Annotated in this window: 11 protein-coding genes; 9 read left to right on the forward strand and 2 right to left on the reverse strand. The window is 67.8% G+C overall.

Going from position 1 to position 17,244, the window contains the following annotated elements; translation table 11 throughout:
* Positions 1 to 44 precede the first annotated feature (44 nt).
* Both RD110_RS19545 and RD110_RS19550 read left to right on the forward strand, forming a co-directional pair.
* Complete coding sequence (locus RD110_RS19545; RefSeq protein ID WP_076201267.1) at positions 45 to 1,550, forward strand: Do family serine endopeptidase; 1,506 nt, start codon at positions 45 to 47, stop codon at positions 1,548 to 1,550.
* 251 nt (positions 1,551 to 1,801) lie between these two features.
* Entirely contained in the window at positions 1,802 to 2,647 is an 846-nt protein-coding gene (locus RD110_RS19550) for an SGNH/GDSL hydrolase family protein (RefSeq protein ID WP_239467074.1), read from the forward strand.
* On the opposite strand, the gene opgC is transcribed toward RD110_RS19550, so the two are convergent.
* Positions 2,577 to 3,848 (reverse strand): OpgC domain-containing protein, encoded by a 1,272-nt coding sequence (opgC, locus tag RD110_RS19555; RefSeq protein WP_239467075.1) that lies wholly within the window; start codon positions 3,846 to 3,848, stop codon positions 2,577 to 2,579. The genes RD110_RS19550 and opgC overlap by 71 nt on opposite strands.
* A 283-nt stretch (positions 3,849 to 4,131) precedes the next feature.
* Between opgC and RD110_RS19560 the strand changes: the two genes are divergently transcribed.
* Genes RD110_RS19560 through pbpC form a run of 4 tightly spaced genes read left to right on the forward strand, consistent with a single transcriptional unit; the run spans position 4,132 to position 13,290 of the window.
* Positions 4,132 to 10,134 (forward strand): Ig-like domain-containing alpha-2-macroglobulin family protein, encoded by a 6,003-nt coding sequence (locus RD110_RS19560; protein ID WP_076201271.1) that lies wholly within the window; start codon positions 4,132 to 4,134, stop codon positions 10,132 to 10,134.
* A 23-nt stretch (positions 10,135 to 10,157) separates the two neighbouring features.
* Positions 10,158 to 10,580, forward strand: coding sequence for a DUF488 domain-containing protein (locus tag RD110_RS19565; protein WP_076201273.1), 423 nt, complete (start codon positions 10,158 to 10,160; stop codon positions 10,578 to 10,580).
* A gap of 51 nt (positions 10,581 to 10,631) precedes the next feature.
* Positions 10,632 to 11,036 (forward strand): GFA family protein, encoded by a 405-nt coding sequence (locus RD110_RS19570; RefSeq protein ID WP_076201275.1) that lies wholly within the window; start codon positions 10,632 to 10,634, stop codon positions 11,034 to 11,036.
* Between the two features lie 4 nt (positions 11,037 to 11,040).
* On the forward strand, positions 11,041 to 13,290 hold the full coding sequence (pbpC, locus tag RD110_RS19575; RefSeq protein WP_076201277.1) for a penicillin-binding protein 1C: 2,250 nt from the start codon (positions 11,041 to 11,043) through the stop codon (positions 13,288 to 13,290).
* Positions 13,291 to 13,306: 16 nt separating this feature from the next.
* Here pbpC and RD110_RS19580 read toward each other — a convergent pair whose 3' ends face one another.
* On the reverse strand, positions 13,307 to 13,906 hold the full coding sequence (locus tag RD110_RS19580) for a short chain dehydrogenase (protein WP_076201279.1): 600 nt from the start codon (positions 13,904 to 13,906) through the stop codon (positions 13,307 to 13,309).
* 118 nt (positions 13,907 to 14,024) lie between these two features.
* Between RD110_RS19580 and RD110_RS19585 the strand changes: the two genes are divergently transcribed.
* The 3 genes from RD110_RS19585 to RD110_RS19595 all read left to right on the forward strand — a co-directional run bounded on the left by RD110_RS19585 (position 14,025) and on the right by RD110_RS19595 (position 17,197).
* Positions 14,025 to 14,906 (forward strand): LysR family transcriptional regulator, encoded by an 882-nt coding sequence (locus RD110_RS19585; RefSeq protein ID WP_076201281.1) that lies wholly within the window; start codon positions 14,025 to 14,027, stop codon positions 14,904 to 14,906.
* Between the two features lie 100 nt (positions 14,907 to 15,006).
* Entirely contained in the window at positions 15,007 to 16,152 is a 1,146-nt protein-coding gene (locus RD110_RS19590) for an alpha-hydroxy acid oxidase (protein ID WP_076201283.1), read from the forward strand.
* A 112-nt stretch (positions 16,153 to 16,264) separates the two neighbouring features.
* Positions 16,265 to 17,197, forward strand: a complete 933-nt coding sequence (locus RD110_RS19595) for an exopolyphosphatase (RefSeq protein ID WP_076201285.1) — start codon at positions 16,265 to 16,267, stop codon at positions 17,195 to 17,197.
* Positions 17,198 to 17,244: the final 47 nt, after the last annotated feature.

Genomic DNA, 17,244 nt, shown 5'->3' on the forward strand with positions numbered 1-17,244 from the left:
TCCGCATCATTCATGCATTCCAAACCCTTTCCGAGGACCCGTCCATGAGCAACGTTTCACTCAAAAGCACCAAACTCGTTCTGGCTCTCGTGGCCGCGGGCGCCATTGGCGGCGCCGGCGTCGGCCTGGTCCAGACCGGCATGGCCCATGCCGCCGCGCCAGTGGTGGCCACGGCGCCGGCCGTCGCCGGCGTGCCGATGGCATTGCCCGATTTTTCGCAGATCACCGCGCAATACGGGCCGGCCGTGGTCAACATCAGCGTGACCAGCGTGGCCAGCGACGAGGACAAGGCCGAAATCGCGCAGCAGCAAGGCGGCCAGGAAGACCCGTTCGGCAACGATCCGTTCTTCGAATTCTTCAAGCGCTTCCAGGGTCAGCAAGGCCAGCAGCCGGGCCGCGCCCAACGCAACGCGCCACCCCAGATGGTGCGCGGCCAGGGCTCCGGCTTCATCGTAGGCGCCGACGGCACCATCCTCACCAACGCCCATGTGGTGCGTGGCGCGAAGGAGGTCACGGTCAAGCTCACCGACCGCCGCGAATACCAGGCCAAGGTGCTCGGTTCCGACCCGAAGACCGACATCGCCGTGCTGAAGATCGACGCGAAGAACCTGCCGGTGGTCAACATCGGCAAGGTCAGCGACCTGCGCGTGGGCGAATGGGTGCTGGCCATCGGCTCGCCGTTCGGCTTCGAGAACACGGTCACGGCCGGCGTGGTCAGCGCCAAGAACCGTTCGCTGCCCGACGACAGCTCGGTGTCCTTCATCCAGACCGACGTGGCGGTGAATCCGGGCAACTCGGGCGGGCCGCTGTTCAACACGCGTGGCGAGGTGGTGGGCATCAACTCGCAGATCTACAGCCGCACCGGCGGCTACCAGGGTGTGTCGTTCGCCATCCCGATCGACCTGGCCAGCAAGATCAAGGACCAGATCGTGGCCCACGGCAAGGTCGAGCATGCGCGCCTGGGCGTGGCGGTGCAGGAGGTGAACCAGACGCTGGCCGATTCCTTCAAGCTCGACAAGCCAGAAGGTGCGCTGGTCTCCGCAGTGGACAAGAACGGCCCGGCCGCCAAGGCTGGCCTGGAGCCGGGCGACGTGATCCGCAAGGTGAACGGCCAGGCCATCGTGTCCTCGGGCGACCTGCCTTCGGCGATCAGCCTGTCCACGCCGGGTGAGACCGTGAAGCTCGACGTCTGGCGCAAGGGCGGCCCGGTGCAGATCGAGGCCAAGCTCGGCAGCCTGAACGACAAGGCGACCAAGGTGGCCAACTCGGACGAAGGCGCGCAGAAGGGCAAGCTCGGCTTGGCGCTGCGCCAGCTCGAACCCGACGAACTGCGTTCGGCCGGCCTGCCTTCGGGCCTGCTGATCGAGGAAGCAGCCGGCGCTGCCGCAAACGCGGGCGTGGCCCAGGGCGACGTGCTGCTGGCCGTGAACGGCACGCCGGTGAAGAGTGTCGAGCAGGTGCGCGCGGCGGTGGCGAAGTCCGACAAATCGGTGGCGCTGCTGATCCAGCGCGGCGGGGACAAGATCTTCGTGCCGGTGCGGTTGGGCTGATATCCCGCTCCGATCCCCTTGACACGCGGCCTCCGCTCATCCGTGCGGAGGCCGCGTCGTTGCTGGTGTTCGGTCGTGCCGGTGCGTGCATGGCCCCGCCCGTTGATCGGAAATAGGCCGTACGGGGGAAATTCCGACACAGAATAGGCCGAAATGGAGCCCCAACTTCGGCCCGCATGGGCGCCCAATGGGGGAACTTTTCGACGAACCGCGTTCCAATGCGGCTGTCCCATCCGAAAGAAAGCGCCCACATGCACCGTCGCCGCCTCATTTCCAGACCCGTCACCGTTCATACCGAAGCTGGCGAGATCGCCACCGTGCCGCCGTTCGCCCGCCGCCGCACGCTGGCTTTCGCGCGCCCCTGGCTCGTCGGCTGCGCCATGGTGGCCGCCGGCTGGATGAGCCTGCCAACGGCCAAGGCACAGACCACGGCCCACAACGCGCTGCGCTGGCAGACCAGCCTCAGCGATTTCGCCTCGGCCGACCGCGCGCATCCCCCCGGCCGCGACGGCGTGTTGTTTGTCGGCAGCTCGACCATCCGCATGTGGCGCAGCATGTCCGAAGACTTCCGCCAGGTGCCGGTGGTGATCAACCGCGGCTTTGGCGGCTCGACGCTGGCCGACTGCGACCATTACGTGCGCGAACTCGTCATCCAGTACCAGCCGCGCCAGGTGATGGTCTATGCGGGCGACAACGACCTCGCCGAGGGCCGCACGCCGCAGCAGGTGCTCGAGAGCTTCCAGCACTTCGTGAGCGCCGTGCGCAGCGAATTGCCTTCGGCGCAGATCACCTACATCTCGATCAAGCCGAGCCCGGCCCGCGTGGCGCTGAAGGAGCGCATCAACGAGACCAATGCGCTGATCGGTGGCTATGTGAAGACGCTGTCGAACGCGAAGTACATCGACATCCACACGCCGATGCTCACCGCCAGCGGCGAGACGCGGCCGGAACTGTTCCAGGCCGACCTGTTGCATCTCAACGAGACCGGCTACGCGCTGTGGAAATCGCTGATCACGCCCTATCTGGTCACGAACGCAGCCACCGCCGCTGACGCGTCGGCTGCGCCACCCCCGGCGCAAGTTGCAGCCGCTCGGTAAGCAGCGCACCTTCGAGCGGCGGCGGGAGTTCGGGCGCAGTGTCGCCGGAATCCGGATGCCGCTCATGCGCCGGCACCCATCGAGCCGGCGAATTCTCCAGCCACGCGACGATGGCGGCCACGCCGTACAGGCCGGCGAACACCGCGGCGAGTAGCGCGATGTCGCCCCAGACCGGCCGGGCCTGGGCCGAATCGCCCCACCAGGCCAGCACCAGGAACACCATCAGCAAGTGGGTGCAGAACACCGTGAGTGAGGCCGAGCCCATGGTCTCCAGGATGCGTGAACGGGGCGCATGACGCCGCAGCCAGTCGGCAAAATGCATGGCCAGCACCATCAGCGCGAACAGGTTGATGAGGCGGAAAGGCGCCAGATGCCATTTGTCGAAGGCGTCGTTGGCCCAGAAGCCGGGCGCAAACGGAATCTGGCCGAACCAGTGCCGCCATACCAGACACGCCGCCGCGTAGACAGCCGCCACCACCACGGCCCAGCCCGGAAAGAGCCATGTGCCCGCGGCCTTGTCGCTGGTGTGGGACCCCATCCACAGCCCGAGCACCCACAGGAACTGCCAGGCGAAGGTGACGAAAGGTCCGGTCTGTACATAACTCACGGGCAGGCCGGTGAACACCACCATCTGCCCATGCAGCCAGCGGCCGAAGTCGAACTGCGCGAGCACCCACAGCAGCAGGCTCGCCCCGATCACCCGGCCCCAGCCGCTGCGCAGCGCAAAACCCAGCACCAGCGGACTCACCAGCATGAACACCACGTACATCGGCAGGATGTCGAGCAGCGGCGGCTCGTACACCAGGGCCAGGCCACTCAGCAGCGCCGTGATCGGCTCGCGCAGGTAGAAGGAAATGATTTCACGCACCGGCGCGTGGTCGACCTTCATGCCGACCGCCGCGATCACGGTGAACAGCACCAGCAGGCTCGCGGCCTGGCAGAAATACACCTTGGCGGCCCGGCGCAGAAAGGCCTTGCGCATCGCCGCGATGCCCTGCTTTTGCGCCAGCCGGCTGTAGACCATGCCGGTGACATACGCCGACAGCAGCACGAAGCCTTCGGCGGCGGAAACATAGCCGAAGGGCTGGCCCATGGGCGACGACAGCCGCGTCGGCAGGTGCGTGAAGGTCATCAGCACCAGCATGAGGCCACGCAGCGCGTCGATTTCCCAGCGGCGGGTCGAACCGGAAGAACGGGGCACGTGCAGGGTCTCCATGGTTTGAGGATCGGCAGTACGACGCGGCTGGCGGCAGCCCCGCAACGCCAAACCGGATGCTAGACAGCCCCAGGACTCATCGGTGCAGGACAACATCCTGCGGACTCTTGCGGTGCGTCCTACGCCAGACGAACGTCGTCCGCGGCCGGGCCTCCCCCCGCATTTGGCTCCCCGCGGCGGCCAAAGTTCCAACCATTTCGGGGCGACCGCTGCCCGGTCGGAACACATCCAAAATCGGCTACGCTCGACGGCCAACTGGGAGCCCCGCTTGCGTCGTCATTTCCGCCCTTTTCTCTTCCTGGCATCGGCAGCCAGCGTCCTGTTCGCCGCCACCGGCGCCTCGGCGCTGCAGATCACCAGCCTGTCGCCCCAGGGCGAAGTGGCGCGTGTGCGCCAACTGGTCGCCAAGTTCGATGAAGCCGCCGTCAACTTCGGCGACCCGAAGGCCGCCGCACCGCTGGCCTTGAGCTGCAGCGACGCCGAAGCCAGCCGCGGCACCGGCCGCTGGACCAGCGAGCGCGAATGGGTGTTCGATTTCGACAGCGACCTGCCGCCCGGCGTGCGCTGCACCGTGTCGCGCAAGACGGGCATCAAATCGCCCTCCGGCGCAGAGCTGGCGGGCAAGGCCAGCTATCAATTCAATACCGGCGGCCCGTTCGTGCAGAACACCCGGCCCTACAGCGGCAGCACCATCGACGAGCAGCAGTTCTTCACGCTGCAGCTCAACGGCGCGGCCACCACGGCTAGCCTGCTGGCCAACACCTGGTGCGCGGTGGACGGCCTGGGCGAACGCGTGCCCGTGCGGTCCATCGAAGGGGCGGACCGCGCGGCGCTGCTCAAGGCGCAGGGCCTGGAAAAGGCCGCCGCACGCGAGCCGCTGCGCTACGCCACGCTGGCCTGCAACCGCCGGCTCACGCCTGCGGCCAAGGTGCAACTGGTCTATGGCCGGGGCGTGGCCACGCCGTCGGGCATCGCCAACACGGTGGAAAAGCGCTTCAACTTCCAGGTGCGCGAACAATTCACCGCCAGCTTCACCTGCGAGCGCGAAAACGCGCAGTCCGGCTGCCTGCCGATCCGGCCGGTCACGCTGAACTTCAACGCGCCGGTGCCGCGCAAGCTGGCCGAGGGCATCCGCCTCAAGTCGGGCAAGGGTGAAGTCAAACCGACGTTCGCCGAGGATGCGGACGCCGAGGGCACGGTCAACGACGTGACCTTCAACCCGCCGCTGGCCGAGTCCACGCCGTACACGCTGGAACTGCCCGCGGCCTTCAAGGACGCTTCGGACCGGCCACTGAACAACGCGGCCAATTTCCCGATGAAGTTCAGCACCGGCGCGATGCCGCCGCTGGCCAAGTTCGCCGCCGCGCCGTTCGGCGTCGTGGAGCGTTTCGCCGAGCCCGATGGGCCACCGATGATGCCGGTGACGCTGCGCAACGTTGAAGCCGCCTTGCCGATCCGCGGGTTGAATGCATCAGAGTCGCCGGCCGGCCAGGTGGCCGATCTGCAGCCGCGCAGCGACGCCGACATCATCGGCTGGTACCGCATGGTGCAGCGTTACGACCGCTTCCAGATCGCGCGCAGCCAGGCCGCGAAGGACGTCAAGGGCCCGTTGCCCAAGGTGATCGATGCGGACCAGAAGGATTGGGTGCAGTCGCGCATGGTATCGCTGCTGGCCGGCCGGGCGAACGTGAAGACGCTGAACCTGCCGCAGCCGGCCAGCAGTGACCCACGGCCGTTCGAGGTGGTCGGCATTCCGCTCACGCCGGGTTTCCACGTGCTGGAGATCAGCTCCAAGCGGCTCGGCCAGTCCTTGCTCGACGAGAACCACGGCCCGGACCGGACCATGGTCGTGCGCACCTCCACCCTGGTCACCAACCTCGGCGTGCACTTCAAGCTCGGCCGCGAGAACGCGCTGGCCTGGGTCACCACGCTGGACAAGGGCCAGCCGGTGGCAAACGCCGTGGTGCAGGTGTCGGATTGCCGCGGCAAGCCGCTGGTGAACGCGCGCACCAATGCGCAAGGCATCGCCGAGCTGCCCGGCCTGTCGTCCGAGCCGCAGAACTGCAACGGCGCGGACAACGACGATGAAGAAGGAGGCTACGGTGGTGCCTACTTCGTGAGCGCCCGCGCCAAGGACAGCAAGGGCATCGAAGATCTGGCCTTCACCTGGAGCGACTGGAGCCAGGGCATCGAACCCTGGCGCTTCAACGTGCCGACCAGCCGCGAGCCCGTGCCCGATGAACGCGCCCACACCATTTTCGACCGCATGCTGTTGCGCGCAGGCGAAACGGTGTCGATGAAGCACCTGATCCGCACCGAAGTGAAGAACGGGTTCGCGCTGCCGACACAGCAGCCCGCCACGCTGCAGATCACGCACGTGGGCAGCGGCCAGCAATTCACGCAAGCCCTGACCTGGCGCCGCACCGGCACCGGCGGGCTCAGCGCGGAGAGCACTTTCCAGGTGCCGCCCGCGGCCAAGCTCGGCGCCTACGACGTCACCCTGGCCGAAGCCGACGGCCGCAGCTTCTCGACCGGCCAGTTCCGCGTCGAGGAATTCCGCCTGCCCGTGCTCGAAGGCCGCATCGCGCCGACGCAGAAAGAGGCGCTCGTCAACGTCAAGGCCGTGCCCACCAGTGTGCAGATCAACTACGTGGCCGGCGGCGGCGCGGCCAACCTGCCGGTGCGCGTGTCGGCGCTGGTGCGCAACAAGTACCCGAGCTTCGCCGACTACGACGCCTTCAGCTTCTCGCCGCCGCGCGGCGCGCAATCGACGAGCAGCGAAGGCGAGGAAGACAGCAGCGCCGCCGACAGCCCACGCGTGGTGGCCGACAAGCTGCCGCTGAACCTGGACCGCAGCGGCGCGGGCAAGGTGACGATCGACCAGTTGCCGGCCGACCTGCTGGCCAAGCGCCCCAAGGAGCTGCTGCTCGAAGCCACCTACGCCGACCCGAACGGCGAGGTGCAGACCATCCGCAGCACATCCACCCTGTGGCCGGCTGGCGTGGTGGCCGGCATCAAGACCGAAGGCTGGGTCAGCCTCTCGGGCGGATCGAGCCAGCAGGTGCGCTTCCAGGCCCTGGCGCTCGACCTGAACGGCAAGCCGCAGGCCGGCGTGCCGATCGAGGTCCAGGCCGTGGCGCGCACCGTCACCACCACGCGCAAACGCATGGTCGGCGGCTTCTACACCTACGACAACCAGACGACAGTGAAGTCGCTCGGCCAGGTCTGCAGCGGCAAGAGCGACGCGCGCGGCCTGCTGCTGTGCGAGACGCCGGTGAGCGTGGCCGGCGAGGTGGAACTGGTCGCCACCGCCAAGGATGGCGCGGGCAACAGCAGCCAGGCCGCGAGTTCGGTCTACGTGACGCGCCAGGGCGAGCTGTGGTTCGGCGGCGAGAACCACGACCGCATGGACCTGCTGGCCGAGAAGAAGAGTTACCAGCCCGGCGAGACGGCCCGGTTCCAGGTGCGCATGCCGTTCCGCTTCGCCACGGCCCTCGTGGCGGTGGAGCGCGAGGGCATCATCGAGACCCAGGTGGTGCAACTCAATGGCCAGGACCCGACCATCAGCCTCAAGGTGCAGGACTCATGGGGCCCGAACGTGTATGTGAGCGTGCTGGCGCTGCGCGGCCGGCTGCGCGAGGTGCCGTGGTACAGCTTCTTCACCTGGGGCTTCAAGGCGCCGCGCGAATGGTGGACGGCCTTCTGGTACGAGGGCCGCGAATACGTGGCGCCGACGGCCCTGGTCGACTTGAGCAAGCCCGCGTTCCGCCTCGGCCTGGCCGAGATCCGCGTGGGCACCAAGGCGCACCAGCTCGACTTGAAGGTCACCGCCGACAAGGCGAGTTACCCGGTGCGCGGGCAGGCGCGTGTCACCATCAGCGCCAAGCTGCCCAATGGCCAACCTGCCGCGGGCGCAGAAGTCGCGCTGGCCGCCGTGGACCAGGCCTTGCTCGAGCTGATGCCCAACACCAGCTGGAACCTGCTCGAAGCCATGCTGCAGCGCCGCGCCTGGGGCGTGCAGACCTCGACCGCGCAGATGGAGATCATCGGCCGCCGGCATTTCGGCCGCAAGGCCGTGCCCGCCGGCGGCGGCGGTGGTCGCGGCAGTACGCGCGAGCTGCTCGACACGCTGCTGCTGTGGAACCCGAAACTCGTGCTCGACGCGCAGGGCCAGGCCGTGGTGACGGTGCCGATGAACGATGCGCTCACCACTTTCAAGATCGTCGCCGTGGCCGACGCCGCCACCGGCCTGTTCGGCACCGGCCAGACCAGCGTGCAGACCACGCAGGACCTGCAGATCATCAGCGGCCTGCCGCCGCTGGTGCGCGAGGGCGACGAGTTTCGCGCGCAGATCACGCTGCGCAACACCACGCAGAAAGCCATGAAGGTGCTGGCCTCGCCACGCGCGACCCTGCTGACCCTGGAGCCGCAGACCATCGACATCCCTGCCGGCGAGGCGCGCGAAGTGGCCTGGAACGTGACCGCCCCCGCCCAGCTCGCGCAGACCCGCGCCGAGGCCATCCTGTGGGAGATCGAAGCCCGGGACACGCTCGGTGGCGAGAGTGGTGCGCGCGACGGCCTGAAGGCGCGTCAGCGCATCATCCCCGCCGTACCGCTGACCGTGCAGCAGGCGACGCTTGTGCAGGTCGACGGCAGCTACACGCTGGACGTGGCGCGCCCGGCAGACGCCCTGCCCGAGAACGGTGTGAAAAGGGGTGGCTTGAAGATGTCGCTCGTGCCCAAGCTCGCCGAAGGCCTGCCCGGCGTGCGCGACTGGTTCGCCAACTACCCGTTCGCCTGCCTGGAGCAGAAGACCAGCAAGGCCATCGGCCTGCGCGACGCGAAGATGTGGCAGGGCGTGGTGGCGCAGCTGCCCACCTACCTCGACGGTGATGGCTTGGCCAACTACTTCCCGCCGCGCGACGGCGAGGCCAACCGCGGCAGCGACACGCTCACCGCCTACCTCCTCGCCGCCAGCCACGAGGCGGCCGGCCTGCACCCGGAATTCGCCCTGCCCGACGAGGCGCGTGCGGCCATGCAGCGCGGCCTGGTGGCGTTTGTCGAGGGGCGCATCCAGCGCGACTTCTGGAGCCCGCGCAAGGACCTGGACGTGCGCAAGCTCGCAGCGCTGGAGGCCTTGTCGCGCTACGGTGCCGCCCAGGGCCGCATGCTCGGCAGCATCACCATCGCGCCGAACCAGTGGCCCACCAGTGCCGTGATCGACTGGATCGACATCCTGCAGCGCGTCACCGACGTGCCGCAGCGTGAGACGCGCCTGGCCGAAGCGCGCCAGGTGCTGCGCGCGCGGCTGTCGTTCCAGGGCACGAAACTCATCTTCAGCACCGAACGCGACGACTACTGGTGGTGGCTCATGGCCAACGGTGACGTCAACACCGCACGCCTGATGCTGGCCGTGATGGATGACCCGGCCTGGAAGGACGACATGGGCCGGCTGGCCAGCGGCTTCATCGGCCGGCAGCAGGGCGGCGCCTGGCACACCACCACGGCCAACCTCTGGGGCGGGCTGGCACTGGAGAAGTTCTCGGCGAAGTTCGAAGCCACGCCGGTGGCCGGCATCACCCGGGCCTCGCTGGCCGCCGCCACGGCGAGCGTCGACTGGAGCAAGGTGGACCGCGTGAAGACAACGGATGCCGCGGGTGCGCCCAACGTCACGACCTGGTTCGGCGCACCGGCTTCGCCCGGCAACCTGCGCAACAACGGCATGTTCCTGCCGTGGACCGATGCGAAGGAAACCCTCACCGTCACGCAGCAGGGCACGGGCAAGCCCTGGCTCACGCTGCAGTCGGTGGCCGCGATCGAACTCAAGGCGCCGTTCGCCGCGGGCTACCAGCTCAAGAAAACCATCACGCCGGTGGAGCAGGCCGTGCCCGGCGTTTACACGCGTGGCGACGTGCTGCGTGTGGCCATCGAAGTCAACGCCTCCGCCGACATGACCTGGGTCGTGATCACCGACCCGATCCCGGGCGGTGCAACCATCCTCGGCTCCGGCCTGGGACGCGATTCGCAGATCGCCACCAGCGGCGAGAAAAAGAGCGGCGGCGGCTGGCCCGCCTTCGAGGAGCGCAGCTTCGAGGCCTTCCGCAGCTATTACGAATACGTGCCCAAGGGCGTGCTGAAGATGGAATACACCGTGCGCCTGAACAACGTCGGCAGCTTTGCCTTGCCACCGAGCCGGGTCGAGGCCATGTACGCGCCCGAGATGTTCGGCGAGACGCCGAATGCGCGGGTCAAGGTGGTGGCCGGCAAGTAGTTTTCGGAAGGAGGAGACAAGCCATGGGCATTCGCATCGTGAGACTGGGCACCGCCCGCAGCGCCCTCGAGGGCACCCGCATCGGCACCGTGCGGCGCCCGCCGCGCGGCGTTCCGAAAACGGAATTCGCCACGCAGAACTGGTATGACGTCTGGTACCCGAATCTCGCCCCGAGCGCGGAAACCATGAAGCTCGGCCAGCAGGCCGACACGCCCGCCGCCTGGGCGGCGTTCACGAAGAAGTACCGTGCGGAGATGGCGAAGCCCGAGAACAGCCGCACGATCGAGCTGCTGGCGGCGCTGTCGGCGCGCAGCCATTTCTCGGTCGGCTGCTACTGCGAAGACGAGGCGCATTGCCACCGCTCGGTGCTGCGCGAACTGCTGCTCGAAAAGGGCGCGAAGATCGAACCGACAACCGACGCCAGCGGGGCCGCGGGCACGCAGTAACATCCGCGCTCCTGCGCATCACCACCACACCGACCGACCAAGGAGACCTTCATGCATGTCCACGGCGCCTGCCATTGCGGCCAGATCCGTTTCGAGGCGGAAGTCGATCCGGCGAAGGTCAAGCTGTGCAATTGCACCGATTGCCAGGTGCTCAGCGGCTCGGCTTTCCGCGTTTCCGTGCCCGCGCCGAAAGCCGGTTTCAGGTTGCTGGCCGGACTGCCCAGCATCTACATCAAGACCGGCGACAGCGGCAACCAGCGTGCCCACGCGTTCTGCCCGAATTGCGGCGCGGCCGTCTTCGCCTCCGCCGTGGCGGAAGACCCGCCGACCTACACCTTGCGCGTGGGCACCCTGGCCGAGCGCGCCCAGCTGCCGCCGCAGACCCGCATCTGGTGCCGTTCGGCGCTGGCCTGGGGCCAGGACGTGAGCGTGGTGCCGGGGCAAGAGAAGGAATGACGGAATGAGGCACAGGGCGGTTGTGCGGCCCAGGGTCGTCGCGTTCATGGTCGCAGCCATGCTGGCGACCGGCGCCCAAGCCCTGCCGAGCTTCGAGGAGGTACGCCGCGACTTCCGCCCCAGCGACAGCCTGCTGCTCGACCGCAACGGCGAGGTGTTGCAGCGGCTGCGCACCGACAGCAGCGTGCGCCGCGGCCAGTGGCTGGCGCTGGGCGATGTGTCGCCGGCGCTGCGGCACGCGATCCTGCTCAGCGAGGACAAGCGCTTCTACGAACACAGCGGCGTCGACTGGCGCGCCGTGTCGTCCGCGGCCTGGGGCAACCTGTGGAACCGCAAGACGCGGGGTGCTTCCACCATTACCATGCAGCTCGCCGGCCTGCTCGACAGCGAGCTGCACATGGGCCCCGGCGGGCGCAGCATGGCGCAGAAGATCGGCCAGACCCTGGCCGCACGCGAGCTCGAAGCCCGCTGGCGCAAGGACCAGATGCTCGAGGCCTATCTCAACCTGGTGCCGCTGCGCGGCGAGATCGTCGGCATCGACGCGCTGAGCCGCAGCCTGTTCGGCAAGGCCGCGCACGGCCTGGACGAACGCGAGGCGGCCATCGCCGCCGCCATGGTGCGCGGGCCCAACGCCAAGCCGGCGCTGATCGCGCGGCGCGCCTGCGAGGTGCTGCGTGTGATGCAGGCCGACCCGGGCACGCCCCACGCGTCTGCGCCGGTGAGCTGCGCCGGGCTGGACCTGTTCGCCAGCACCGTCGTGCAGCAGCGCACCCTCAACGCCGGCGACGGCATCGCGCCGCATCTCGCGCGCCAGCTGCTGCGCGCCGATCCGACAAACCCCGGCAGTCGGCCGCCGCTGGCCGTGCGCACCACGCTGCACGCGCCGCTGCAGCGGCTGGCGGTGGAAACACTGCGCCAGCAGCTGCGCGAACTGCAGGGCCGCCACGTCGAGGACGGCGCGGTGGTGGTGCTCGACAACGCCAGCGGCGAGGTGATGGCCTGGGTGGGATCGTCCGGCGAACTCAGCGCGGCGGCCGAGGTCGATGGCGTGCAGGCACTGCGCCAGCCGGGTTCGACACTCAAGCCCTTCCTGTATGCGCAGGCGATTGCGGAGCAGCGCCTCACCGCGGCCTCGCTGCTGGAGGACTCCGAGGCGCAGATCGCCACCGCCAGCGGCCTGTACATCCCGCAGAACTACGACCGGCACTTCAAAGGCTGGGTGTCGGTACGGACGGCGCTGGCCTCATCCCTCAACGTGCCCGCGGTGCGCACGCTGGTGATGGTGTCGCCCGACGCATTCCAGCGCCAGCTCCAGGCCGCGGGCCTGCCGCTCAAGGAAAGCGGCGACTACTACGGCTACAGCCTGGCGCTCGGCAGCGCCGAGGTCTCGCTGCTGAACCTGACCAACGCCTACCGCACACTGGCCAACGGCGGGCGCTTCGGGCCCACGCGGGTGGTGCCGGCCACCGCCGCCGGTAACAAGGCCAAGCCCGAAAGCACGCAGGCCATCGACAGCCGCGCGGCCTTCATCGTCGGCGACATCCTGTCCGACGCCAACGCACGCGCCCTGACCTTCGGCGCCGACAGCGTGCTCGGCACGCGCTTCTGGAGTGCGGTGAAGACCGGCACCAGCAAGGACATGCGCGACAACTGGGCCATCGGCTGGTCGCAGCGCTACACGGTCGGCGTGTGGGTCGGCAACGCCGCCGGCGCGCCGATGTGGGACGTGAGCGGCACCAGCGGCGCGGCACCGGTCTGGGCGGCCCTCATGCAGCAGTTGCACCAGAAGCTGCCCAGCCGCGCACCGGCGCCACCGGCAGGCCTGGTGCGGCAGGCCGTGCAGTTCGGCGACCAGCGCGAGGCGAGTCGCGACGAGTGGTTCCTCGAGGGCACGCAGCAGGCGGTGGTCGCCACCGATGCGGACGGCGAGACGGCGCCCCAGCCTGGACAGGCCACCCTGGCGACGCCGCGCATCACCTCGCCCGTGGCCGGCACCATCATCGCGCTCGATCCCGACATCCCGCCGCAGCACCAGCGCCTGCGTTTCACCGCCGCCGGGCCGGACCAGCGCTGGCGCCTGGATGGTAAGCCGCTGGCACGTGGCGCGGAGCTGCGCTGGCTGCCCTGGCCCGGCCGGCACACGTTGCAACTGATGGACGCCCGCGGCGCGCTGCTCGACGAAATCCGGTTCGAGGTGCGCGGCGCGGGCTTGGCTACCGGCGCGCGGCCGGCGGACGTGCGCGCAGCCCGTTGATGCTGCTCAGGACCACTCACCAGACCTTGTAGACCCGCCCGGTCTGGACGCCTTCCACGCTGCGCACGTAGGCCAGCGCCACCCGGCTGGCGGGCACGGCCTCGAAGCCCGGGAAAAACGGGCCGTACACGCCCATCGATTCCTGCAGCACGTTGGGGCTGACCACGTTGATGCGGATGCCACGCGCCAGCTCCACAGCCGCGCCGCGCACGAAGCCGTCGAGCGCCGCGTTCACCGCGCTCGCGTTGGCGCCGCTGGCGATCGGCTCCTCGGCCACGATGCCGCTGGTCAAGGTGATCGAGCCGCCGTCGTTGAGGAAATGCTGGCCAGTGAGCGCCAGGTCCACCTGGCCGAGCAGCTTGTCCTGCAACCCGACGTTGAACTGCGCCGCCGTCATGGTGGACAGCGGGCCGAAATGCAGGCCGCCCGCCGTGGAGACGATCGCGTCCACACGGCCGACCCGTTCGAAGAGCGCCTGCACGCTGTCGTGGCGAGTGATGTCCACGGGAAAGCCGGCGCTGCTGCGGCTGGCGGCAACGATGTCGTGGCGCGGGGAAAGGGCGCCGATGACGGCCTGGCCGATGGTGCCGGTGGCGCCGATGATGAGAATCTTCATGGTGTGTCCTTGAGGTTGAAGGCAAGCCGTTGGCTTGGGTGAAGATATTGTCGGAATAACCGATGCATGGATAAAGCCCGTATCATTTCCATCATTCATAACCAATGGTTTTCAATCGATGGACAGTTTGCTGAGCATGGAAGTGTTCGTCGCAGTCGTCGACAAGGGCAGCCTCACAGCGGCGGCCGAAGCCTTTGCGCTTTCGCAGCCGATGGTCGGTAAACACATCCGCCATCTGGAGCAGCGCGTGGGTGCGCGGCTCCTGGTGCGGACGACGCGGCGGCAAAGCCTCACGGAAATCGGCCAGCTCTATTACGCGCAGTGCCGCCAGATTTTGGAACAGGTGCGGCAGGCCGAAGCCGGCACCGACGCGCTGCGCCTGGCGCCGCGCGGCAAGCTGCGCATCAACGCACCCGTGTCTTTCGGCAGCGTGATGCTGACCCCGGCGCTCACCGAATTCCTCACGCTTTATCCCGAGGTGCAGGCCGAGCTCACGCTGAACGACCGCGTGATCGACCTGGTCGACGAAGGCTACGACGTGGCGGTGCGCGTCGGCACGCTGGCCGATTCGGGGCTGGTGGCGCGGGTCCTTCGGCCTTACCGCATGCAAATCTGCGCCTCGCCCGAATACCTGGCCCGCCGCGGCACGCCAAAGGCCCCGACCGAATTGCTGGATCACGAATGCCTGGGCTTTGCGCACTGGCCGAAAAGCGGCGGCTGGCTGCTCGACCGCGACGACCAGCTGGTCAAGTCGTTGCCGGCGAGCCGCCTGCTGTCGAACAACGGCCAGGCGCTGCGCGTGGCGGCCCTGCATGGTTTCGGCATCGTGATGCAGCCTTCGGTGCTGCTGGCCGAGGACGTGGCCGCCGGCCGCCTGGTGCCGCTGCTGGCCGAGCACCTGCCCGCACCGATGCCCATGCATCTCGTCTATCCGCGCGACCGCGTGCCGGTGCCCAAGCTGAGCCGCTTCATCGACTTCATGCTCGCGCGTTTCGGCTGAAAGTAATTCCGCGCGGCCTCAAATTTATTCAAACCGGCGCGGTGTGCAATTGGTTAGCATCCCCGCAGTTCCCCAGCCCAGAAGTTCCAGGAGACCGCCCGTGCCCGTGATCACCAACATCGAAGACCTGCGCATCCTCGCCAAGAAACGCGTGCCGCGCATGTTCTACGACTACGCCGATTCCGGCTCGTGGACGGAGAGCACCTACCGCGCCAACACCTCGGACTTCCAGAGGATCAAGCTGCGCCAGCGCGTGGCGGTGAACATGGAGAACCGCAGCACGGCCACCAGGATGGTGGGGGTGGACGTGAAGATGCCGGTGTGCATCGCCCCGGTGGGCTTGACCGGCATGCAGCACGCCGACGGCGAGATCCACGCCGCGCGCGCGGCCGAGAAGTTCGGCATTCCGTTCACGCTGTCGACCATGAGCATCTGCTCGATCGAGGACGTCGCCGAAAACACCAGCGCGCCTTTCTGGTTCCAGCTCTACATGATGCGCGACCGCGAAGCCATGGTGCGCATGATCGACCGCTGCAAGGCCGCGAAATGCAGCGCCCTGGTGCTCACGCTGGACCTGCAGGTCATCGGCCAACGCCACAAGGACCTGAAGAACAAGATGCGCGCCTCGGTCGTTCCGACGCTGGGCAACGCGTTGAACATGCTGAGCAAGCCCCGCTGGTGCCTGGGCATGATGGGCACCAAGCGCCATACCTTTCGCAACCTGGTCGGCCACGTCAAGGGCGTCAGCGACATGGCCTCGCTGTCCGCCTGGACCAACGAGCAATTCGACCCGCGCCTGAACTGGAACGATGTGGCCTGGGTGAAGGAACAATGGGGCGGCAAGCTCATCCTCAAGGGCATCATGGACGTGGAAGACGCCGAGCTCGCGGCCCGCAGCGGCGCGGATGCCATCGTGGTCAGCAACCACGGCGGACGCCAGCTCGATGGTGCGCCGTCCAGCATCAGCGCCCTGCCCGCCATCGTGGCCGCGGTGGGCGACCGGATCGAGGTCTGGATGGACGGCGGCATTCGCAGCGGTCAGGACGTGCTCAAGGCCTGGGCTCTGGGCGCCCGGGGCACGATGATCGGCCGCGCGATGGCCTACGGCCTGGGCGCCATGGGCGAAGCCGGGGTCACCAGGGCCCTGCAGATCCTGCACAAGGAGCTCGACGTGACGATGGCCTTCTGCGGCCACACCCAGATCGGACAGGTCGACCGCCGCATTCTGTTGCCAGGGAGCTACTGAATCGATTCGACGCATTCCCGCACGTCACAAACCAACGTCCATGTCGCGTCTGGCGGCATAATCGTTACGGGGCGTAAAGCCCGTTTCGTTGTTACACAAAAAGGTTGCCGTCATGGGTGCAGAGAAGTTCAGGTTGGTCACGCGCAGTGACTTCGATGGTCTGGTTTGCGCGGTGCTGCTCAACGAGCTGGACATCATCGACGACATCAAGTTCGTCCATCCCAAGGACATGCAGGATGGCAAGATCGAGATCACCGAGCGCGACATCACCACCAACCTGCCCTACGTGGCCGGGGCGCACCTGGCGTTCGACCACCACCTCTCGGAAACCCTGCGCAACCGCAGCGGCCTGACCAACCATGTGATCGACGCGAACGCCCCTTCGGCGGCGCGCGTGGTCTACGACTACTACGGCGGCGCCAAGGCCTTTCCCAACATCACGACCGAGATGATGGAAGCGGTGGACAAGGCCGATTCCGCACAGTACGTGCGCGAGGAAATCCTGGACCCCACCGGCTGGACGCTGCTGAACTACCTGATGGACGCGCGCACCGGGCTGGGCCGTTTCCGCGAGTTCCGCATCAGCAACTATGCGCTGATGATGGACCTCATCAAATACTGCCGCAACCACGGCATCGACGACATCCTGGCCCTGCCCGACGTGCGGGAGCGCGTCGAGATCTACATGGCGCATGCCGAAAAGGCCAAGGCCCAGATCCAGCGCTGCGCCACCGTGCACAACCGCCTGCTGGTGCTGGACCTGCGCAACGAGGAAACCATCTGGGCGACGAACCGCTTCATGGTCTATGCGCTGTTCCCGCAGGTGAAGATCTCCATCCACGTGATGTGGGGCATGCAGAAGAAGAACACCGTGTTCGCCACCGGCAAGTCCATCCTCGACCGCAGCAGCAAGACCAACGTGGGCGAGCTGATGCTGCAATACGGCGGCGGTGGCCACCATGCGGCCGGCACCTGCCAGGTGGAGAACGACCAGGCCAACACCGTGCTGCGCGAGTTGATCGCCAAGATCAACATGGACGGCTGAGCCGTTTCGAATCGATTGCGAAGGCGCCTGCGGGCGCCTTTTGCTTT

It is taken from the genome of Rhodoferax koreense, assembly GCF_001955695.1.
Classification (GTDB): domain Bacteria; phylum Pseudomonadota; class Gammaproteobacteria; order Burkholderiales; family Burkholderiaceae_C; genus Rhodoferax_B; species Rhodoferax_B koreensis.

Excerpts from the sequence above, each read along its gene's own strand:
- RD110_RS19595 (WP_076201285.1), top strand. The coding sequence starts at position 16,265 with ATGGGTGCAGAGAAGTTCAGGTTGGTCACGCGCAGTGACTTCGATGGT.
- RD110_RS19550 (WP_239467074.1), top strand. The coding sequence starts at position 1,802 with ATGCACCGTCGCCGCCTCATTTCCAGACCCGTCACCGTTCATACCGAA.
- RD110_RS19545 (WP_076201267.1), top strand. The coding sequence starts at position 45 with ATGAGCAACGTTTCACTCAAAAGCACCAAACTCGTTCTGGCTCTCGTG.
- RD110_RS19580 (WP_076201279.1), bottom strand. The coding sequence starts at position 13,906 with ATGAAGATTCTCATCATCGGCGCCACCGGCACCATCGGCCAGGCCGTC.
- pbpC (WP_076201277.1), top strand. The coding sequence starts at position 11,041 with ATGAGGCACAGGGCGGTTGTGCGGCCCAGGGTCGTCGCGTTCATGGTC.
- RD110_RS19585 (WP_076201281.1), top strand. The coding sequence starts at position 14,025 with ATGGACAGTTTGCTGAGCATGGAAGTGTTCGTCGCAGTCGTCGACAAG.
- RD110_RS19570 (WP_076201275.1), top strand. The coding sequence starts at position 10,632 with ATGCATGTCCACGGCGCCTGCCATTGCGGCCAGATCCGTTTCGAGGCG.
- RD110_RS19565 (WP_076201273.1), top strand. The coding sequence starts at position 10,158 with ATGGGCATTCGCATCGTGAGACTGGGCACCGCCCGCAGCGCCCTCGAG.